The sequence below is a fragment of the Paenibacillus sp. GCM10023252 genome, assembly GCF_042653305.1.
Taxonomy (GTDB): domain Bacteria; phylum Bacillota; class Bacilli; order Paenibacillales; family Paenibacillaceae; genus Pristimantibacillus.
Genome location: NZ_JBHSHW010000029.1, coordinates 339,305 through 358,511, shown reverse-complemented (window position 1 = coordinate 358,511; position 19,207 = coordinate 339,305). Strand labels below are relative to the sequence as shown.

Sequence of the window (19,207 nt, the reverse complement as noted above, 5' to 3'; positions counted from 1 at the left end):
CCCCCATCATACGAGGCGCTCCTGTTTTTGTCTAAGCCGAAATATTAGCGTATACAGGAATGTTTAGCCTTCCTTTCTCTTCTTTTTCTTCTTGCCCTCCTTTGCATAAATGCTCCATACTAATTACAAATTACAAGTGCCGGCCGACATTAAGCTGGTATGACCGAAATCTTAAATTCCCTCCAACGACGTTCAGCAGCTGCTTCTCCACCAACCTATGCAGCACTTTCCTAGCGTAACGATCGGTTACTCTTAGATGCTGCGCAAGTTCCAGTGGTGTGAAAGGCCTCAACACTCGTCGCGCATATCGCACCGTCTCTGACTCTACGCAGTCTAGACTGGCACCCACATTGGACGATACAAACTTCCCAATGAACGATAAGATCAACTGCTTACAATATTCAGGTTCATCCCGTATGGATAGATAGGCAATCGGGAAATAAATCCAATCATCGAGTGATAATAAACTCTGTCTTCGGCACAGATCCTTGAAGCGCCGTGTATCCAAGTCCCTAGCATGTGTCCGATAATCATGAACCTCAATATCTCCCTTCACATTCCCCGGCATATAGGCTAGATCAAGATACCGGTAGCCGTTATTGTAGTCGCGTACCTCCCATTCCGGATACAAGTGATCGAAGTTGCCGACAACGGGATACCAGATGGAGCGCAGCAACTCCACCGTTCCATGGCTGAGCCCTTTTTGCAGGAGCTCTGATCTTCGATGATTCTTCTCCTGCTGGATCTGCTTCTGCATCCATAGCTCGTACTCATACTTGAACATATAAGCTAGCCCCTCTCTCTCTCTCTCTCTCCCCAAAAAAAGAAATGCCGCCTCGATACCATTAAGGTATCAAAGCGGCATGTGCTTCATTCCGTAGTGATTAGTATATCTCCGAGGATTCCTAGGATCAAGGATAGGAAATCTCGTTATAGGATAACTTCTGGAAGAAGACATGTTAGAATATTACAAAACAATCATGGAGGAGTGTGAACTCAAACGATGAGTGAAAAAGTAGCGATGAGTAAAAAAGTAGATTACAAGAAGGATTACAAAGCACTGTATCTGCCCAAAACCTCACCGGTCATCGTGGACGTGCCGAGGATGCCGTTCATCACAGTAAGCGGCTCTGGCAACCCCAACGGCGAGGAATTCAGCAGAGTGGTAGAGGCCTTATATAGCTTAAGCTATGCGGTGAGAATGTCTTACAGAGGAGACGAAGTGCCCGAGGGATATTATGAATACACGGTGTTCCCACTAGAGGGTGTGTGGGACCTGGTTGACCGGACTAAGTCAGCTGCGGACAAAAACAACTTGAAGTATACGATGATGATTCGTCAGCCTGACTTTCTAACACCATCCTGGTTCGAGCGATTCCTGGAACAGACGAAAAAGAAAAAGCCAAATTCGCACCTTGACCATGTCCAATTCGAGCATGTCGAGGAAGGATTGTGTTGTCAGATAATGCACGTAGGAAGCTTCGACGAGGAACCAAAAAGCTTTGCTGCAATGGAAGCATTCTGTAAACAAAATGGCTATACCCGGGCTAGCAAGCTTCATCGGGAAATTTATCTATCGGATCCTCGTAAAACTCAGCAGGAAAAGCTTAAGACGGTACTGCGAATTCAAGTGGAGGAGCGTGAAGGATGAGGAAAATTATTGTTCAAATGATGGTTACAATGGACGGCTGCTACGCTGGCCCGAATGGAGAAGTCGACTGGCACGTTGCAGATGAGGAATATATGGAGTATTCACTAGCTGTGCTGCGCTCGGTTGATGGCCTCCTATTGGGCAGAAGAACCTATGAGTTAATGGTTGACTATTGGCCAACACCTTATGCTAGAGAGCATCATCCTGAAGTTGCTCTATTCATGAATACATTGCCCAAGCTCGTCGTCACATCAAGACATCCAAGCAAGACCGCATGGGAGAACACAATTTACATTCAGGACAGTCCGGTCGAACAATTACGTATGCTCAAGAAGCAGCCAGGTAAAGACTTAGTCATACTGGGCAGCTCCGAGCTCATTCGTACAATCATGCCCTATCACTTAATAGATGAGTATTGCATTATTGTAAATCCAATAGTCTTAGGAAAGGGCATGCCGCTATTCTCAGGAATTGATAACAAGGTTAGGATGGAGCTAACAGGCACGAAGGCGTTCCGATCGGGTAACGTACTCCTTACTTACCGTCATCCTACTGTCTAGTCTTCCTTAACGCACCTAACAGAGGTGCGTTATTTTTTTTTTTGTTCATACAACACCCATCCACCAGCCCAATCCTTGTACGAATGCCCTTCATACCATATAGAGGTCTGGCATAGGTAGAGTGTCATTATTTCCTATAGAGGAGTTGTCTGCATTGAAGGGTAGAACAAAGCTTACTGGACTTGTCATCTTCAGAGGCGATCCGGGATATGAAGCTGCACGCAAAAACTGGGATCCGCATACGGACAGATTCCCTAAAGTATTCGTATTCGCACAGAGGACACAGGATGTGTCTAATGCTATAAAGTGGGCTCGTGAAAATAAGGTGCCGATCAGGCCAAGAAGCGGGAGACATTCCTTGGAAGTGAACCTGTCCCAGGTGAATGGTGGATTAGTCATTGATACAACTAAGCTTAATCAGATTAAGCTGAACAAAAAAGCCGGCACCGTTGTGGTCGGCACAGGCAACCGAGTGGGGAGAATTGCAAATACGCTGGCAAAGCAAGGATTCATTGCACCATTCGGCGATAGTCCTACGGTTGGCATCGGCGGTATAACACCCGGTGGGGGTATTGGCCCGCTTCAGCGTTCCATAGGTCTCATAAGTGATAATCTGCTCGCGCTCGAAATGGTGGATGCCAAGGGCAAGGTCATTCGTGCCAATAGCAAATGCAACTCCGATCTGCTATGGGCTACCCGCGGCGGAGGGGGCGGCAACTTCGGGGTATACACCAAGTATAAGTTCAAAGTGCATCCTGCTCCGGCAAAAGCGACTGTCTATCGCATTACATGGCCATGGGCTCAATTCGAAGAGGTGTTGAAAGCCTGGCAAAGATGGGCTCCATTCGTGAACAACAAGCTAGGCAGTGAGTTGTCCATCGGTCCCAAAAAAGGCGGTAACGTCTCCATGGAAGGATTATTCCTCGGATCAAAAACGGAAGCCCTCCGTCTATTGAAGCCAGTCACAAGCGTAGGTACGCCGACAAGCTCAATCATACGGCTGCTCCCTTATACAGAAGCCGTGAAGTTCCTGCTGCCTCCTGACCCGATCCTCACGCAGAGAGAGAGCAACCAGTTCTCTTCGGGGTTCGGCAGAAAGCCGTTCACGAATAAAGCAATCAAAGCTATGCGTCAGTTTCTTGAAAATGTAGAGGGACAATTCGCAGGATTCTTCTTCCTGAACTGGGGAGGGGCGGTAAGCCGGAAGTCGCCGCGATCAACCGCATTCTACTGGCGGGATGCACAGTTCTATGTCGAATGGAACAGCTCTTGGCTGAAGCCGTCCGCGGCTCCGAGAAACATCGCAATCGTTCGCCAAACGCGCCGGAAGCTGCAGCCTTATATTGTTGGGTCCTATATCAATGTTCCAGATCAAGGAATCAAAAATTCCGGACCGGTCTATTATGGTGCCAACTTCCCTAGATTGCGGAGAGTAAAAGCAAAGTACGACCCGAAAAATATATTCAACAATCCGCAAAGCATCCCTCCTGCTAACCATAAACGGTGATATAATAGTTAATTAATCAGCTTCACAGCTCCTTCGTTGCCGGACGACAGGGACCTGTTGGGTAGTTGCCGCCGAGTCTAGGAGGGGAAAGCATGGAGCGACAAGAGCCGACCAGACTGCTCATGGAGCAATTCGATGATGGGAAGCAAGGGGAACGCAGCCCCTTCCATATGATGTTGAACGAGCTCTATCGTCCCGTAGGGCTGCACTGGCATGAATTCTATGAGCTTAGCTGCATCTTGGAAGGCGATGGTTCCCATCATTGTAACGGTCTTGAGGAGCAGTTGAACCAGGGTGCGGTTCTATTGTTAACCCCAGCCGACTTCCACGATATATTCCCAGGACAACAAGTCCCTCTGCGCAAGTATAACGTGCTATTCACCGAGCAGCTCATCGAGCCTGAAGTATACACGATGCTATTCAAGCCTAATAAGCGGATTCATACTGTGAATTCATCGGGAGAGTCGAACATGGTTGCAGACTTCCACCGATTATGGAGTGAATATCAGAGCAATCAACCAGGACGCCATCTAGCAATCCGTTATACGCTGAATCGTATATTACTTGACTTAGGCAGGGCCCAGTTGGAGCAGCCGCATGCACCAGCATCGCCTGGGAGTGATATGCCAACTGTTATTCGCGAAGTGCTGATGTTTATCCAGCATCATTTTCGAGAGCCGCTATCCTTGAAGCAGCTAGCCGTGCAGGCGGGACTGTCACCCAACTACTTCAGCGAGTGCTTCCACCGGGAGACTGGCATACCGATGCAGCAATACGTATTGCAGCTTCGGCTTCAATTCGCCATGTCGCTGCTTCGTTCCACGGATGTTACGGTGACGGAGGCTTGTTATGCCTCCGGCTTCCATACGCTGAACTACTTCGAGAGAGTGTTCAAGAAGCGATATGGCATGACCCCTACACAATCACGCAAGTCAGCAGAGTCTAAGTCCAAGGAATAGATCATGTCAGACGGTACATCAACTAAGCGACATTCCAGTTCCAGGGTAATTAAGAAGGAGCCAAGCAGACATCCCGCAGGATGAATGCTTGGCTCCTTGCTATTGTAACCTATACATTCTCGTAGGAGTTCCCGGCCAGATCCTTCCCTCTAGCCAGCCATAGTTGCCGGCCGTCCAGCACCTTAATGTCTGCAGCGAAGTACCTCATCGTATAGCCGCACCGGCGGTAAGGACTGGTGTTCGGTGCTGCGCCATGGATAATACGCGAGTCGTGCAGCGAACACTCTCCCTTGTCAAGCTCGAAGTAGACGGCAGCCGACTCATCTACGTTCTTAATCTCACTATCGAAGGTGTTGCGGCTGCTGTCTACCGATATATATTCTGAGAATCCGTTATGGTGCGTGCCGGGTATGACTCTCATGCATCCATTCTCTTGGTTACTAGGGTCAATGGCCAGCCATAGCGTCACGATATGATCATAGGAAGCGAGCTTGCCATTCCAATAGGCAGAGTCTTCATGCCACGGCGTAGCCCTGCCTGTATAGGGTTCCTTGCAGATGAAGTGGCTCGACCACAGTCCGATATTGGGTCCGATTAACGGTTCGACCAGATCCAGCACTTCATCGCATAACAGAAATTCTAAGAGACGGGGGTCACGCAGATGAGGCTTATCCAGTTCGTCGGACAGCTTGGATCCCTTCTCTGCCAAGTGCTCTTCGAATATGGTCTCCAGCAGGCGCAACTTCTGCGGGGTGAATACCTGCTTATGGTGTAACACATACCCATCCTTCTTGTAATTCATAACCTCTTGAGTGTTAAGTGTGCTTGTATTCATCCTTCTGATCTTCCTCTCGTCCTATAATTGGCTCCTGCTATCTACATGTCTAGCATAAGCAATATATGGCTGGCGCGCTTGACGCATCCTCGGAAGAAGTGTGCTTATTATCAGCTATTCTTATAGGTTATGTATAGGTTATGGATAGCTGATACAGCGATTATAATCATTAGCCGGACAATAGCGCTTATGAGGAATTGATATCCATTGGAAGGGTATAAAAAAGGATATGTACTCATAACTGTAGATTGACTATTTCGAAGGATGGAGGCTGACAAATGAGAGCGATTCTATGCACGAGGTACGGTTCGCCTGAGGTGCTGAAGCTGCAAGAGGTTCCTAAGCCTAAGCCCAAAGACCATGAGATTCTAATCAAGATTCATGCAACGACCGTCAACTCCGGCGATTGCAGAGCACGGGCGTTCGAATGTCCGTTCCTGTACTGGCTGCCGATGCGAATCGTCTTGGGCCTTCGCAAGCCTAGGAAGCCGATACTTGGCGTGGAGTTAGCGGGAGAGGTTGAAGCGGTAGGTCGTCATGTGAAGCGGTTCAAGGAAGGCGATCCCATATTCGCCATGACGGGGATGAGGTTCGGAGGATATGCGGAATACGTGTGTCTTCCCGAGACAGCACTGATCGCAACAAAGCCGGCGAATGCGACCTATGAGCAAGCTGCGGCAATATCCTTCGGCGGTACGACAGCCTTGCACTTCTACCGTAAGGGGAACATTCAGAGCGGCCAAAAAGTACTGATCTATGGGGCATCTGGAGCAGTTGGCACCTCAGCTGTGCAGCTTGCCAAGTATTATGGGGCCGAAGTGACTGGCGTGTGCAGTACGGCGAATCTGGAATTGGTTAGATCTCTGGGCGCGGATAAGGTGATTGACTACACAACCGAGGATTACACGCTTAGCACAGAGCGCTATGATCTGATCTTCGACGCTGTAGGGAAGAGTTCAAGAGGAAGTGCAAGGAAGGTGTTAGCCCCGAATGGGCGATTCGTCTCTGTAGAAGGACAGGGCGTTGCGAAGGAGCGGACAGAGGATCTCGTGTTGCTGAAGGAACTGGTAGAAGAGGGGAAATTAGCGGCCGTCATCGATCGCAGCTATCCGCTGGAGCATATGCGACAGGCTCATGCCTATGTGGATGAAGGGCATAAGAGAGGGAGTGTCGTCATTCTGGTCACATAAATAAAGTGCCGGTATTCCCTCTTCATATGGGATACCGGCACTTCCTCGTGTATTCCGCTTCTTACATCGTGAACTTCTCGTTCATCTCTTGCAGCTCTATGGCCATCTTGGACAGTGCTTCGGAGGAGGCCGCTATCTCTTCCATTGAAGCAAGCTGCTGCTGTGCTGCTGCAGACACATTCTGCGTAGCAGAAGCACTCTCTTCAACGACGCTCATGATGGCATCCATCGCCTGTATGGTCTGTTCCGCTCCACCCGATATCTGCTGCGACGCTGTGGAGACGTTCTGTATCTGTCCTTCTAATTCCACGACAGCATGCTGAATCTGACCGAACAGCTCTCCTGCCCGATTCATCACGCTCATTCCTTCGGTTACCTCTGCATGGGTATTATCCATGGACCGGACAGCTTGCTTCGCCTCGCTCTGAACGACCCCAATCATCGTAATAATCTGCTTGGATGAACGCTCCGTCTGCTCCGACAGCTTCTTCACTTCCTTCGCGACTACCTCGAAGCCGCGGCCGTGCTCACCTGCACGAGCCGCCTCAATGGAGGCATTCAGTGACAGCAGATTGGTCTGTGAGGAGATGTCGCTGATGAGCGATACTATCTCGCTAATCTCATTAGACTTCGTCGTTAGATTGCGAATGACAACGGACAAGCTCTCCACTGTAGCCTTCATCGCATTCATCTGAGATAATGCCGTCTGTATGGTGGCATTGCCCTCCATCGAGATATGAGCAGCGAGTGTAGCATGCTCGGACACTTCCTTGGCCGTGGGAGCGATGCCCAGTACATCCTGCGACATCGCGTTCACCAGTCGTGAACCCTGCTTCACGCTTCCAATCTGCAGCTCTGCCCCTTCAGCCATCTGTCCAATATTCTCAGCGATATATTGTGTAGCATGAGCCGTCTGTTCGGAGCTTGCCGTCAGCTCTTCGGATGATGCCGCTAATGAGCTGGAAGTCTGGCTAACTTCTCGTAATACTTCTCTAAGTGAGTCAACCATTCGATTGAAGGATTGGCCGAGCTGCGCAATCTCATCCTTGGAGGTTGAGTCCTCCACTTGAATGCTGAGGTTGCCCTTGCTTACTTGATCCGTCACGGCTATCAGGTTCTTAACAGGAACTATGATAGAGCGAATGATGAAGTAGATAACAACCGAGCCGATTAAGACAGCCAGCAGGACAATAATGACCGTATTGCGCAGGAAGACGGAAGCTTCATTCTTAATCTCTTGAAGAGATAGATTCCCTGCGATCTTCCAGCCGGTTAAGGTGTTGGTGGCTACAACAGATGTCATGGCCTGTCCGCCTTGCTCGGATTCGAAGGAGGTTTCGCTGCCGGCGAACATCAGCTTGGCAAGCTGCTCAGGTACGGCGGTACCGGCTTTTTGCGTTGGGTGGACCAGATACGTCTGTGATCTGTCTACAAGCGTCATATAGCCCTTGTTGCCAATCTTGACCTGCATGACCTCTTGGGCCAATTGCGTCATATTCAGGTCAACGCCAACGACCTTGGCTCCGTCAGCACTTGCTCTGGCAAGCGTGATGACAATCTCACCATTCGTTGCATTGACGTAAGGGTCTGTGATGATTGTCTTGCCTGCCTGCTGCATGGCCGCCTTGTACCAAGGCCTCTCCCTTGGATCGAAGCCTTCCGGAAGCTTCTCCTCCGGATTAAGGAACATCAGTCCCGCGGACGTACCGACGAAGGTGGTCTTCAGCTCGGGATGAACGGATTGGAACGCATGAAGGAAGCTGTTCACCTGCCCCTCCTCAGGCAGACTTAGGGAGAGGTAGTCGACGTTCTTCTGAATCGGTGCAATGTATTCTTCAATAAGCTTATTCAGTGATTGTACGTTCTCTCTAGTTGCACTCTTCATCTGCTTCTCTACGTTCGTCATGGACGTCTGATAAGCGAACCAGCCAAGCGTCAAGCACGGGATGAACAGGATAGCGGCGAAGGAGATAATGAGCTTGCTTTTTAACGATAATTGTATTCGTAGTAGCTTCTTCAATGAATGGCTCCCCTTATTCTCTATATAGTGATGAACGAGATTAATCATACCCGCGAGATGTTAAGATCTTACCCCAACAATTGTTTGAAAAGTATTAGATTATAGAAGCGATCGTAAGTGTACGATGCTATCCAAAGGGAAATAACTGAAGAGGACTAAACTACGCATGAAAGAAGGTATGGGTATGATTGGTATTCATCCAGTACATCGCAGGCTCGCAGAGCTGACGCTGAAGGCAAGATTGAACGGGGGCTATCCATGTCTGTCACTGCATGAGAAGCAGGAGCTGGATCATTGCTTAACAGTGAACCTCGACGTGATTCGCACGCTCGACAGCTTGAAGTCGCTTGCGTTCGTGGCCTATGACTGCGGAGATACCTCCTGGCATCATGAGCTGTGCGCACAGATTGAGGCCATTGAGATGAAGCTGCTCTAGCAGGGGCATGCTTCCGTCTTCCTCGTTCAATATCGCAAAAAAACAGCAAAGTCGGAATAATAGAGGGGCTCTAATGAGCATAAACAGAGGCAGATCGGTGAAGTGCAGTTGCTGTTAGACTAGGAGGCTAAGGTAAAATGTAAACGTATTCAAAATAAAAGGAGGCATTCATTCATGTTGAAGCGTTCATGGTTCAAGCCCGTATCCGCCCTATTAGCCGCAAGCCTGCTCGTCATGCAGCTCCCTATGCCGGCTTCCGCCGCAGGAGAGACGGTCGGCGTCTACTTAACGACAGCAGACAAGACCAATCTATTAACGCAGAAGTCAAGCTTGACCTTCCAGCCTGACAGCGGGAGCAGCTCGACGACCATTGATGTTAATGAAGGGACAACCTATCAGACATTCGACGGGGCAGGAGCGGCGATTACCGGCTCATCCGCCTACTTGATTCAGCAGAAGATGAACAGCACGCAGCGGGAAGGGCTGATGAATGACTTGTTCAGCGGCAGCGGAATCGGAATAAGCATGGTCCGGCATACGATTGGCGCCTCCGACTATAACCCAGATGGCAGCTGGACGTATAATGATGCTCCTGTCGGTGAGATGGATTACAACTTGACCCGATTCTCCATCGCCAAGGACGCGGATGTCATTACGACAATCAAGAGCGCTATGAACAAGAACAGCAGTATGATGATTATGGGCAGTCCTTGGTCTGCTCCGGCTTGGATGAAGGTGAATGATCAGCTGCACGGCTCTTACCTGAAGTATTGGGATAATGGCGTGTATGCCTCTTATGCGAACTACTTCGTAAAATATATTCAAGCTTACGCGGCTCAAGGCGTGCCGGTTCACGCAATTACTGTTCAGAATGAACCGGACTATGCAACGACCGGCTATCCTTCCATGAGCATGGGTCCTTCCGAACAGGCGGGCTTTATTAAGAATCATTTGGGGCCTGCTTTTGCAAACAACAGCATTACGACCAAGATTATCGGCTTCGACCACAATTGGGATAAGTCCTGGTACCCTGACCAGCTGTTAGCCGATGCAGATGTTAGGAACTACATCGACGGTACGGCCTGGCACTGCTACGGGGGAGACAATGCCTCTCCGCAGACGACGATTCGGGATAAGTATCCGACTGAGAATATCTACTTCACGGAATGCTCTGGCGGCGGGTGGGCAACGGACTTCGGCGACAATATGAAGTGGTTCATGACTAACATTATTATTGGCGCGACACGCAACTGGGCGAAGACCACACAGACGTGGAATATGGCGCTGGATCAGAACAACGGGCCAATCAACGGGGGCTGCACGAACTGCCGCGGGGTCGTTACCATTGATTCTACCAACGGGACTTACACGAAGAATGAGGAATATTACGCACTTGGGCATCTAACAAAGTTCGTGAAGCCGGGAGCAGTGCGCATCGACACGAACAACTTCAGCGGGGGCATCGAGAACGTCGCGTTCAGGAATACGGACGGCAGCGTAGCTCTGCTCGCAGTCAATAATAGCACGTCCCAGAGTACATTCAAGGTTCGATGGAACGGTCAGAAGATTGAGTATACGTTGCCGGCTAAGGCTGCCGTTACGTTCAAGTGGCAGGGCGGAGGAGGGGCCTCGAATCAGACGAATGCTATTCAGAATGCGGGATTCGAGTCCGGGAATCTGAATAACTGGACTGAATGGCATCCTGGCGGGCAGTCCCTCTCCCACAGTGTAGACAGTGGCGGTCAGCGTTCAGGCAATTATAAGCTGGTTCATTACAATGCAAGTGCTTATCAGCAGCTTACTTCCCAAGTAGTCAGTGTGGCGAACGGAACATACAAGCTGTCGGGTTGGGTACGATCAAGCGGCGGGCAGAATATGATGCATCTGTATGCGAACGGTTATGGCGGTGCGGAAGTGACGGCCTCGATTGGATCTGGCGCTGTAAGCAGCTGGACCAAGTATGAGACGGGAACCTTCCAAGTAACAAGTGGAACGGTGAACATCGGGGTATGGACCGATGCGAACGGAGGCAACTGGTCGGTGTTCGACGATCTGGAGCTGGTGAGAATTAATTAGAACGAAGGGGCAGCCGATCGGCTGCCCCTAATTAGTAAGTTAACATAGGAAGTCAATGTCAGTAAGTTAACGTAAGTATGAAGCAATTAAGCTTCCTGCTTCTTAAGCTTGGAAGGATTGTTAATCTTGTAAGGAACAGGATGTCTGGTCAGCTTCTTCGCTACAATCTTCGCTTCGAACGTAAGCACGTCGCCCTCCTGAAGCTCCAGCTTCTTCAAGGTTGCACTGTAGCTCGACCAAGCGGAGCCTACCTCAGTGTCTACATCGTTAACTGTCATGACAACCTCTTCATAGACAATAACCTCATCATCTTCATCTGCGAAGTGGTTCGGAACGGTTGTGAATTCCGCAATCGTTGCTCTCATCGCCACCTTCTCTTCCGGAAGCTGGAGCTTAGGGGCTCGCTCCTTCTTCGCCTTAGTCTTGGCAGGAGCTGCTGCAGCCTCAGCTGAGGCTGCCAGTTCACCGGCTTCAGCTGGAGAAGGAGCCGCCGGGGCTTGTGCGACTTGAACAGGCTGCTCTAGAGTAAGCTCGTCCACAAGCGCTGCAAGGCTCTCTGCCTCGCGCTCCGCAGAAGCAAGCAATGCGCTCTCATTCGCCTCGCTTGCTTGGGCGGTCACAGCTATCGCTCTCGAGCCGAAGCTAACCGCTTGCATCTCCTTCAGATAGGAGGGGTGAATGCAGTGAAGCTGCTCCTGATCAAGCTTGATGACAGCAGTCATCTGGTCAACATAACCAACGATGGTGCAGGGAACCGGCTGCCCGCTTCCCTTATAATGGAACGCCTTGGACTTCACTGCCTTCTCGGATAGCAGTCCCCAGTCCTTGCACTGATCAATCTGCTCGGCTTCACTTGCGAAGCTGGTATAAGCAGCTGGCTCAATATATAGAGCGTAACTCATTGGTTTCGTCCGCCTTTCAAGGTTGTTCTATTAGAATAAGTGTAATTCAAGGTGTAGGGTGAAATCAAACAGAAGAAGCAAAAAAAACGCCGGAAACCGAACATTCGGTTCCGGCGTTGCCTATAGGTTAAGGGTTCAGGCCTAGCGAAGATTAGGAATCTGAACGTCAGGATTCACATCAGCTTCATAGTCAACCCCGTCGGTCTCGAAGCCGAACAGCTGGAAGAACTCGCGGCGGTAGCCTTCCAGATCGGACAGCTCATAGACGTTCTCCGTCGTTAACTCTTCCCAACGCTTAGCTACCTCCGCTTGAATCTCAGGACGCATCTCCCAATCGTCAACGCGGATGAGGCCCTTCTCGTCAACAGCTGCAGGGGTGCCACTGTACAACCGTTCGGAGAATAGACGATACATCTGCTCGATGCAGCCTTCATGCGTACCGTTCTCCTTCATTACCTTGTACAAGGCGGAGATGTAGAGAGGGACGACAGGAATGGCGGAGGAGGACTGAGTAACCAGAGCCTTGTTCACCGATACGAAGGCACGTCCGCCAGCAGCGCCGAGCTGCTTGTTCAGACGAAGAGCCGTTGCTTCTAGATCATTCTTCGCTGCTCCGATCGTTCCTTCGCGATAGACGGCGTGAGTCACTTCCGGTCCGATATAGGAGTAGGCTACCGTAGTTGCTCCCTCAGCCAGCACACCAGCCGCACTCAGCTCGTCGATCCACATCTGCCAGTCCTCGCCGCCCATGACGGCAACCGTCTGACGAATCTCTTCTTCAGTAGCCGGCTCAATTGTAGCAATGGACACTTCGCCATTATGGAAGTTAACGGTCTTGGCAGAGTAGGTATCGCCTATCGGCTTAATGACGGAGGAGAATACCTCTCCCGTCTTCGGATGGGTGCGGCGCGGGGAAGCGACACTATAGATGATTAGATCAATCTGGCCCAGCTCCGTCTTAATGAGATCGATGGTCTTCGCCTTAATCTCATCGGAGAAAGCGTCTCCGACGATGCTGTACGACTTGCGTCCAGCTTCCAGAGCAGCTTGCTCGAAGGCTGCGGAGTTGTACCAGCCTGCTGAAGCGGTGCGGGCGCCTTCGGCAGCCTTGTCGAAGTAGACGCCAACGGTGTTAGCGCCTGCTGCGAATGAAGATACGATGCGTGAAGCTAGGCCATAGCCTGTAGATGCTCCTACGACGAGCACGTTGCGAGGGCCATCGATGGCCGGCTTCGATTTCACATAATCGACTTGACGCTGGACTTGGCTCGCACAGCCTTCCGGATGCGCTGTCGTGCAGATGAACCCGCGGGTTTTAGGTTGAATAATCATATTGGAATGTTCCTTTCTACTAATAAGCTATGATGCTGCTCGTACACACTCTTACCTATTCTATAGGATTTGCCCCAGGAATGGAAAGGGCTGCGTCCAGTAATTGCATATTTTTGTTCCTATCCCGCTCCAGCTAGGGCACCTGACAGCTACATCACCGTAATCTCGTTCTGATATCTAGCCAGATCGGCCGATCGGCATTCCAGCTTCATGCGGGTTCCCTCGGGCTCATAACTGGTCGATTGAACATGGCCGTGCTCATTGAAGTAGGCGACTAGGCGCCCCTCACTGTAAGGAATGAGAATGTCGCATTCCACATAGTCCGTGAAGATGTGCCGGCGAATGACCTCAACTAACTCCGTGAGACCGCTCTTCTCCTTGACGGAGAGGTAGACGGTGTTATTCTCAACCCTAGGGTAAGTCTCTTCGGCAAGGTCGCACTTGTTATAAGCATAGATGGTAGGAATATCACTGGCTCCCAGCGCCTTCAGAGTCTCATTCGTCACAGCGATGAGCTGCTCGTAATCCTCGTGAGCATAGTCGACGACATGAACGAGCAGGTCGGCCTCAGCCACCTCTTCCAATGTAGAACGGAATGCCTTGACCAGGTGATGGGGCAGCTGGCTGACGAATCCAACGGTATCGGTTAAGAGGAAGGACTTGTGATCAGGCAGATCAATGCTTCGGACCGAAGTCTCCAGCGTTGCAAAAAGCATATTCTCCGCAAACACCTGCTTCAATGTGCCCGAGTTATAAGCCTCCATGAGCGCGTTCATTAAGCTCGACTTGCCCGTATTGGTATACCCGACGAGACAGACGACCGGCACTTCATTCTTCTGCCTCTGCTTGCGCTGAATCTGGCGTCTGGCCACCAGCTTCTCCAGCTCGGATTGCAGCATCGTAATCCGTTCCTCAATTCGTCTGCGATCCAGCTCCAGCTTGGTCTCCCCGGCGCCTCTATTCTTCAGGCCGGCACCGCCGCCTTGCCTGCCGAGTGATTCGCGAAGGCCGACGAGCCGCGGCAGCATGTATTGAAGTCGAGCGACTTCGACTTGCAGCTGAGCTTCTCTTGTATTCGCGCGCTCCGCGAAGATGTCTAGGATGAGGATCGTGCGGTCGATGACCGTCCGCTCAAGCGCAGCTTCCAGATTGCGAATCTGGGAAGGGGACAGCTCATCGTTGAAAATAATAACTTCAGCCTCATGAGCCTCGGCCAGAGCCTTCAGTTCTTCTACCTTCCCGATGCCGATGTAATGGGAAGGATTAATGCGGCTCGCCTTCTGGCTAAGCTCGCCTGCGACATCGATATTGCAGGCATCCGCCAGATTGCGGAGTTCCAGCATGGAGTAATCGAAGTTGGTTTGATTTTGCAGCTGAACGCCGACAATAATGGATCTATTCCTTGGTTGTTGTTCCATAGGTTCATCATCCTCTTGTTATGAATTGTGATGGTAAAACAAAAAAACACAGGCCGTCTTGCTCTGCCTGTGTTCACAGTTCACGCTGAGGAGATCAGGGTAAGGTTCACTCAGATAGGAAGCAGCAAGCAAGCCGCTCGCTCCAGATGGAATGCTCAAGATTCCATCCGGATGAGAGAGGCTGCCTATTGAATGCCGATCTGCTGTGATATAATCTCTGCCTCTAAGCTGGGTTAGCGGACAGACCTATCCTGAGTCCTCTGCGCGCAGGCAGAGCTTGTAGGAGCTATAATTAGCTGCACAACAATCTAACTCGGATAAAATCTATCACACGTAACCCTCCGTTCTTCGTTAAGTGGCACTAGTGTAACATAGATTGGTTTTCCGGAGCAAATCAAAAATGGGATATATGCTATATTCTAATATACAGATCCTCTGGAGGAAGTCAGCTTGCTGGCTGCCGCGCTTAATGTGTAAGAAGTACCGCCGCTGCCGGTCCAAGTACTCAGATTGAAGGATTGGGAGCTGGAATCTGCAATTCGGTAAGTAGATACGCCGTTAATGACAAGCGGCTTGCCGGAAATAATGGTCGATGCGGCTTGCGTTGTCTTCAGGAAGTAGACGTAGCCTTCACCCAGTACATAACCGCTTCCGCTCGGCTCTACGACGAAGGCCGTCCGCTCATCGACGCCGATTCCCTTAGCACCGTTCGCTGGCGCCCAGCCGTCGTATATATTACGAGCCAGGAAGGTCACTAGACGCCCCATCCGATCACGCTCGTAGAAGTGAGTATCGACTATAACATCACTCAAGTTCCAGAGAGAGTTGAAGTCTCTCGTGAAGGATAGATAACGGTGGAAGGGATTGCGCAGCGCTTCGCTCGTGAGCACGGATCCCGTCTTCGCATCATAGACATGCTCGCCCATAATCATGGCTCCTGCTGAAGTTCCTCCGATGGGAACGCCGCGGGTCTTAAGCTCATTGATAGCATCTTCAACCTTCGTATCCTTGAAGTAGTTGACATACAGCGCTTGGTCTCCTCCAGCGATGAATAGAGCTTCAGCCTTCCGAATCTTGTCATAGACGAAGGTGTCGTTGGCGCCTGTTCGATTCTTGACGATAATCGTCTCCGCAGAGTTGACGCCGCCGAGATCATTGTACACATAAGGGTTGTAGGCATCCGTTCCTGACGCGCGCAGGATGACGAAGTCGCCGCCGCCGGAACGATTAATCATCCACTCGAATGCAGCATCCACGTCGGTGCTTCCGCCCATAATGACCATTCCGCCGCTGGTTGAAGGGGCGACATCCGCTGTACTGCCTAGTGAGAAGTAGTCATAGTTCGTTGCAGCCGAAGCGGAGAGGGCGGACACCAATGAACACAGCAGGGCACCAATAATAACCAATGCAACTCTTTTCATCTTCACATACCTCCTGATTAGTAATGATCATGTGAAACATACTGAAGCTTGGAGCGCAATCGTTGCGAGTCTAAGGGTATCTCACCTCCAATATATGTTATGTAATCTGACATAGAGGAAAAAAATCTCAGGTGCATAACAAAAAACGTAGCAAGAAACGTTCCTAAAAGGCAGAATATTGTGAAAAATTATGAACGATTGGACAAGCTGTGTTAGGTTATATAACAAATGTTGCTAGGTGGGAGGAGCGCGGGAAGAGCGGGATGCGAATTGTGAGTATGACGCGGAACAGCGTGAGATGTTGTGCGAAGAGAGAGTGGTGCGCAGAGTGTCAAGTTGATGAAGGAGTATAGTCTGGAACAACATGAGCAAGCAGCTGCTCGCATACGCCAGCCGGTCGACTTAGGTGTACATTGTATATGTGCACCTAAGTCACAGGTCAACTGATTATAGAATCAGTATCTGCTTACCGTACTCCAAGTGGTCTACCATGAGGCGGCTTGCTTCCTCAGCGTTGCCCTGCATGAGATGCTGAGCGATCGCGACGTGGTCGGCGTAGGATTGCTGGATACGGCTGTTGTCCTTGCGAAGCACCTTGAGTGCCGTGAGGTACAGCTTGTCCTGGAGTTGATCCATCGTCTGAATCATCTCTTGATTATCGTAGAGGTGAACCAATTGCCGGTGGAAGTCCGAGTCCGCCTGCGTGAAGCCGGCGAAGTCGAGCTCCTTCATGCATTGCTCCTGAGCGGCTAGGTTGTCCTTGAACCAGCTCTTCTCCTCCTCGCTCCATGCTCTAGCGGCCAGCTTGCGGGCAATATAACCTTCCAGTGCAACCCGATAGTCGAAAAAATCAACAATCCGCTGCAGCGACATCTCGGCGATACTAAGCCCCTTGTTCGAGGAATAGTTCACTAACCCTTCAGCGGCCAGCCTCTCCATAGCTGCGCGAATCGGCGTGCGGCTCATCTGCAGTCGGTCAACTAGCGATTGCTCGGTAACGGGAACGCCAGGCTTAATCTCTCCGCCAAGAATCAGCTGTCTAAGCTGGATATAGGCTTTTTCCTTCAACGTAATGGTCATGTCATAAGCTCCTTCAGATAGTCCAGGCTCTGCTCCATCCATTGCTGCTCCAGCTGGATGGTCTCCTCCACGGAACGGGTGTATGGTGTCCACAACTCTAGTATAGCTGTCGCTTCCCTGCCCGTCGCTCTGAGCTGCTGCAGGAGCTCGGGAATGTGCAGCCGTCCGGCACCTGCCGGAGTGCCAAGTACCGTGAATCCCATCATATGGTCGACGCGCTGAATGTCGAAGTCCTTAATATGAAGGTTAACTGTGTAGGGCATTAAGGCATGGATGACCTGCTCGGGACCTTCAAGCGCTCCGAAGGAATTGACGGTATCCAGACAGCAAGCAATGACGGGGCTGTTCAGACTGCTGAATAGCTGCACGAGCTGAGCGGTCGTATGAAGGCCGTGATTCTCGATTGCGAGCCTAACACCGTGCGTCTCATACTCGGCGGCAATGGCCTGCAAGTCCCTCTCAGCCTCCTCTAGATGAGGCGCAGTAATTAAGGTCCTCACGAGTGAGCTGTCCAGTCGAACAGCCAGCTCCAAGTACTTCCGCAGCAATGCGGTCTCCGTACCTCGCGTTCCTAGCTCAATCGTAACGCCAGCGTCGTCTGCGGCTAGCTTGAGCTCAGCCAGTTCAGCGTCAGACCAGTGCTGGAGAGGAACATTATCGCCGATCTGGATGAGGGTTAAGCCTCTCTCCCTCGCCGCTGCAATCAAGTCATGAAGGGTGTAATCGTTCATTGGCTTCTCGTAGCCGGGAACGCCGAATGACCAAGTAAGCGTATAAGTGCTAATGCCGAGCTGCATGGAATACCTCCAGTATCGCCTTATTAGTGCAAGCTTAACTGCCTCTCCTTCCTCATGTCAACGGTGAAAAATATAAATTGTATACATATTGAATTCAATTCCTTCGTTTGTTATGATTCTACCATGAAAGCGTTATAACCGAAACGGAGGACAACGACATGAATGAGTCATTGCAAACGACATTCACCATTGCTCTAATCGGCGCTGGCGGCAAGATGGGCTGCAGGCTGACTGATAATCTTGTGAGAAGCCCTTATCATCTCCTAGTATGTGAACAGTCTGAGACTGGGCTTCAGAGACTAAGCGACAGGGGTCTTCATCCTACGCCTAATGATGAAGCTATTCAGGCAGCGGATTATGTGATCCTTGCAGTTCCTGACGCTCTAATCGGAGCCATCTCAAGCGATATTGTGCCTCATATGCGCCCTGGAGCAACCCTCATCCTGCTTGATCCTGCCGCAGCTTATGCGGGTCAAGTGCTGCTGCGTGAGGACTGCACCTATGTCGTCACACATCCCTGTCATCCGGCATTATTCGAAGAGCAGGACTCTCCGGAAGCGCGCCAAGATATGTTCGGCGGGATTGCAGCCAAGCAGGATATCGTCCTCTCCCATCATATTGGGAGTGAAGCTCCACTCGCTGAAGCGGAGAGAATCTGCATCGCCATGTTCGCCCCGGTCACGACCTGCCATCGCATTACGACGGAGCAGATGGCGCTGCTCGAGCCTGCAGCCGCTGAAGTCGTTGCCGCGGCAGCCGCTTGCCTCATGAAGGAGGCGCTGGATGAGGTGGTCAAGCTGGGCGTTCCGGAAGCTGCGGCCCGTTCCTTCATGCTTGGACATATTCAGATCCCGCTGGCCATCGCATTCAACAACGTGAATCCGTTCTCGGATGCGGCGAAGATTGCGATTGATTACGGGTATGAGAAGATTTTCAAGCCCGATTGGAAGCAGGTATTCACGAAGGAAGCCTTGGATGAAGTGCTGCAGCGAATGCTGCATCTGGATCGATAGGAGGGACCGC

The 19,207-nt window shown here is 50.9% G+C and carries 17 protein-coding genes; 8 read left to right on the top strand and 9 right to left on the bottom strand.

Annotation, left to right across the window (positions count from 1 at the left end; all coding sequences use genetic code 11):
• Window positions 1–130: 130 nt before the first annotated feature.
• Complete coding sequence (locus ACFO9Q_RS17990; RefSeq protein ID WP_379184580.1) at window positions 131–784, bottom strand: transcriptional regulator; 654 nt, start codon at window positions 782–784, stop codon at window positions 131–133.
• Window positions 785–1,003: 219 nt separating this feature from the next.
• Here ACFO9Q_RS17990 and ACFO9Q_RS17985 point away from each other — a divergent pair, with 219 nt between their 5' ends.
• The 4 genes from ACFO9Q_RS17985 (at window position 1,004) to ACFO9Q_RS17970 (ending at window position 4,677) form a co-directional block, all read left to right on the top strand.
• Window positions 1,004–1,651 carry a GyrI-like domain-containing protein gene (locus tag ACFO9Q_RS17985; protein ID WP_379184578.1) on the top strand — a complete coding sequence of 216 codons (648 nt, stop codon included), beginning with the start codon at window positions 1,004–1,006 and terminating at the stop codon, window positions 1,649–1,651.
• Window positions 1,648–2,211, top strand: a complete 564-nt coding sequence (locus ACFO9Q_RS17980; protein ID WP_379184576.1) for a dihydrofolate reductase family protein — start codon at window positions 1,648–1,650, stop codon at window positions 2,209–2,211. The genes ACFO9Q_RS17985 and ACFO9Q_RS17980 overlap by 4 nt, the downstream gene beginning before the upstream one ends.
• Window positions 2,212–2,365: 154 nt before the next feature.
• Window positions 2,366–3,718 carry an FAD-binding oxidoreductase gene (locus tag ACFO9Q_RS17975; protein ID WP_379184574.1) on the top strand — a complete coding sequence of 451 codons (1,353 nt, stop codon included), beginning with the start codon at window positions 2,366–2,368 and terminating at the stop codon, window positions 3,716–3,718.
• A 92-nt stretch (window positions 3,719–3,810) separates the two neighbouring features.
• The gene (locus ACFO9Q_RS17970; RefSeq protein ID WP_379184572.1) at window positions 3,811–4,677 is read left to right on the top strand and encodes a helix-turn-helix domain-containing protein; all 867 of its coding nucleotides are present in this window, start codon (window positions 3,811–3,813) and stop codon (window positions 4,675–4,677) included.
• Between the two features lie 109 nt (window positions 4,678–4,786).
• On the opposite strand, the gene ACFO9Q_RS17965 is transcribed toward ACFO9Q_RS17970, so the two are convergent.
• Window positions 4,787–5,512, bottom strand: coding sequence for a phytanoyl-CoA dioxygenase family protein (locus ACFO9Q_RS17965; RefSeq protein WP_379184570.1), 726 nt, complete (start codon window positions 5,510–5,512; stop codon window positions 4,787–4,789).
• 278 nt (window positions 5,513–5,790) lie between these two features.
• Between ACFO9Q_RS17965 and ACFO9Q_RS17960 the strand changes: the two genes are divergently transcribed.
• The gene (locus ACFO9Q_RS17960; protein ID WP_379184568.1) at window positions 5,791–6,702 is read left to right on the top strand and encodes an NAD(P)-dependent alcohol dehydrogenase; all 912 of its coding nucleotides are present in this window, start codon (window positions 5,791–5,793) and stop codon (window positions 6,700–6,702) included.
• Window positions 6,703–6,763: 61 nt separating this feature from the next.
• On the opposite strand, the gene ACFO9Q_RS17955 is transcribed toward ACFO9Q_RS17960, so the two are convergent.
• A complete protein-coding gene (locus ACFO9Q_RS17955; RefSeq protein ID WP_379184566.1) occupies window positions 6,764–8,722 on the bottom strand; it encodes a methyl-accepting chemotaxis protein in 1,959 nt (652 codons plus the stop codon).
• 166 nt (window positions 8,723–8,888) lie between these two features.
• Here ACFO9Q_RS17955 and ACFO9Q_RS17950 point away from each other — a divergent pair, with 166 nt between their 5' ends.
• Window positions 8,889–9,158: a DUF7667 family protein gene (locus ACFO9Q_RS17950; protein ID WP_379184564.1), complete on the top strand. Its 270-nt coding sequence runs from the start codon at window positions 8,889–8,891 to the stop codon at window positions 9,156–9,158.
• Window positions 9,159–9,332: 174 nt separating this feature from the next.
• Window positions 9,333–11,234, top strand: coding sequence for a glycoside hydrolase family 30 beta sandwich domain-containing protein (locus ACFO9Q_RS17945; RefSeq protein ID WP_379184562.1), 1,902 nt, complete (start codon window positions 9,333–9,335; stop codon window positions 11,232–11,234).
• Between the two features lie 86 nt (window positions 11,235–11,320).
• Here the strand turns inward: ACFO9Q_RS17945 and ACFO9Q_RS17940 are convergent, their stop codons facing one another.
• The 6 genes from ACFO9Q_RS17940 to ACFO9Q_RS17915 all read right to left on the bottom strand — a co-directional run bounded on the left by ACFO9Q_RS17940 (window position 11,321) and on the right by ACFO9Q_RS17915 (window position 18,184).
• Window positions 11,321–12,136: a hypothetical protein gene (locus ACFO9Q_RS17940; protein WP_379184561.1), complete on the bottom strand. Its 816-nt coding sequence runs from the start codon at window positions 12,134–12,136 to the stop codon at window positions 11,321–11,323.
• 141 nt (window positions 12,137–12,277) lie between these two features.
• Window positions 12,278–13,468 carry an enoyl-ACP reductase FabV gene (fabV, locus tag ACFO9Q_RS17935; protein WP_379184559.1) on the bottom strand — a complete coding sequence of 397 codons (1,191 nt, stop codon included), beginning with the start codon at window positions 13,466–13,468 and terminating at the stop codon, window positions 12,278–12,280.
• Between the two features lie 149 nt (window positions 13,469–13,617).
• A complete protein-coding gene (hflX, locus tag ACFO9Q_RS17930) occupies window positions 13,618–14,886 on the bottom strand; it encodes a GTPase HflX (RefSeq protein WP_379184557.1) in 1,269 nt (422 codons plus the stop codon).
• Window positions 14,887–15,305: 419 nt separating this feature from the next.
• The gene (locus tag ACFO9Q_RS17925) at window positions 15,306–16,307 is read right to left on the bottom strand and encodes a cyanophycinase (RefSeq protein ID WP_379184555.1); all 1,002 of its coding nucleotides are present in this window, start codon (window positions 16,305–16,307) and stop codon (window positions 15,306–15,308) included.
• Window positions 16,308–16,754: 447 nt separating this feature from the next.
• Window positions 16,755–17,387, bottom strand: coding sequence for a GntR family transcriptional regulator (locus ACFO9Q_RS17920; RefSeq protein ID WP_379184553.1), 633 nt, complete (start codon window positions 17,385–17,387; stop codon window positions 16,755–16,757).
• Complete coding sequence (locus tag ACFO9Q_RS17915; protein ID WP_379184551.1) at window positions 17,384–18,184, bottom strand: sugar phosphate isomerase/epimerase family protein; 801 nt, start codon at window positions 18,182–18,184, stop codon at window positions 17,384–17,386. Before ACFO9Q_RS17915 ends, ACFO9Q_RS17920 begins: the two co-directional genes overlap by 4 nt.
• A gap of 158 nt (window positions 18,185–18,342) precedes the next feature.
• Between ACFO9Q_RS17915 and ACFO9Q_RS17910 the strand changes: the two genes are divergently transcribed.
• Window positions 18,343–19,197 (top strand): phosphogluconate dehydrogenase C-terminal domain-containing protein, encoded by an 855-nt coding sequence (locus tag ACFO9Q_RS17910; RefSeq protein ID WP_379184549.1) that lies wholly within the window; start codon window positions 18,343–18,345, stop codon window positions 19,195–19,197.
• The last annotated feature ends 10 nt before the right edge of the window (window positions 19,198–19,207 follow it).